The 1,503-nt window shown below is 69.6% G+C and carries 1 protein-coding gene; it reads left to right on the top strand.

All coding sequences use genetic code 11. The features are described from left to right. Positions 1–460 precede the first annotated feature (460 nt). A complete protein-coding gene (locus tag ACFQ36_RS22640; RefSeq protein WP_377017813.1) occupies positions 461–1,318 on the top strand; it encodes a cytochrome b/b6 domain-containing protein in 858 nt (285 codons plus the stop codon). The last annotated feature ends 185 nt before the right edge of the window (positions 1,319–1,503 follow it).

Below are 1,503 nucleotides of genomic sequence, written 5' to 3'. Positions count from 1 at the left end.
GGCCGCGAGCCAGGCCCCGGCGCGCAGGCAGCGCATGGGCGTCCAGCCGGCCGCCTCCACCGATGCGCCACCTGCCGCTCCCGCGCGAAAGCAGCGCATGGGCGCGGCACCTTCCATCGAGGAGCAGGAATCCGTCCCGCCGGCATCGGGCAAGGCCCGGATGGGAGCGGCCCCGACACGGGCCGGGTCCCAGGACACCGGTTCCGCCACTGCAGGCGGCACCCGCCAGCGCATGGGCGCCACGGCGGCGGACAGCGGTCCTGCCCGGGACGGCTCGGCCACGCCCGCCCGCTCGCGCATGGGATTGCCGACCTTGGCACCGCCTGCCGACGTGGCCGCCCGGAGCGGCACCGGAGCCACCCCTGCGACAACCTCAGGCCGGGCCTCCACGTCCGGTGGAGCCGCCGAGGCGGATGGGCGTCCGGCCTGGGTCGGGCCGGTGGCCATCGCCGGCGTGCTGATGCTGGCCCTGGCGGCGGTGCTCTGTGCCCGTTGGCTGCGGACCCTGGAACCGGTGCAGGAGTTCATCGCGACCTACAACGGTCATGCGTCTCAGCCGGACCGCTCCCCGGCCGGGTTGCCGGCATGGTTGGGCTGGCAGCACTTCTTCAACATGTTCTTCATGGTGCTCATTGTCCGGACGGGTCTGCAGGTCCGCACCGAGCGTAAGCCCCCCGGTTATTGGACCGCCAAGAAGGACTCGTTTTTCTCCCCGAAGGGCAACACGCCGAAGAAGGTCTCCCTGTCCCAGTGGCTGCACCAGGGCCTGGACGTGTTCTGGGTGCTCAATGGGCTGATCTTCATGATCCTGCTGTTCGCCACGGGGCAGTGGATGCGCATCGTGCCGACCAGCTGGGACATCTTCCCGAACATGCTCTCCACCGGCATCCAGTACGTCTCCCTAAACTGGCCCACGGAGAACGGGTGGGTCCACTACAACGCCCTGCAGGTCACGTCCTACTTCATCACCGTGTTCATCGCCGCGCCGCTGGCAATCATCTCCGGCATCCGGATCTCCACCTGGTGGCCGGAGAAGGCCGCCAGGCTCAGCAAGGCCTACCCGGTGGAGTGGGCCCGGGCCGTCCACGTCCCGGTGATGATCTACTTCGTCGCCTTCACCATCGTCCACGTGTTCCTGGTCTCCTTCACCGGGGCCCTGCGCAACCTGAACCACATGTACACCTCGCGAGACGTTGTGGACTGGTGGGGGCTGATCACCTTCCTGCTCTCCCTGGCGGTCATCGCGGCTGCCTGGTTCCTGACGAAACCGCTCTTCACCACACCCATCGCCGCCCGGATGGGCAAGGTCTCCAAGTAACCCCCGGCCGCCCCGGCAGGCTGCCCGTACACGCTCGCGCCCGGGGGCTGGCCGGGAGCAGATTGTGTCCAGCCCAGGCCGGACCGGCGCGGCGGCATGCCGGCCATGGGCCTGCCGGTGGTGCCCCGGACCCGGAAAATTCAGGTCCACCTGCTGCCGGGCCGCGCGGCAAGGTGCCGGCGGCC

This window comes from Arthrobacter sp. GCM10027362 (genome assembly GCF_042679445.1).
Lineage (GTDB): Bacteria > Actinomycetota > Actinomycetes > Actinomycetales > Micrococcaceae > Crystallibacter.
Note: the sequence above shows the minus strand (reverse complement) of the source record. Positions and strands in the feature narration are given on the sequence as shown.

Coding starts and splice junctions, on each gene's coding strand:
- ACFQ36_RS22640 (WP_377017813.1), top strand. CDS start 461: ATGCTGGCCCTGGCGGCGGTGCTCTGTGCCCGTTGGCTGCGGACCCTG.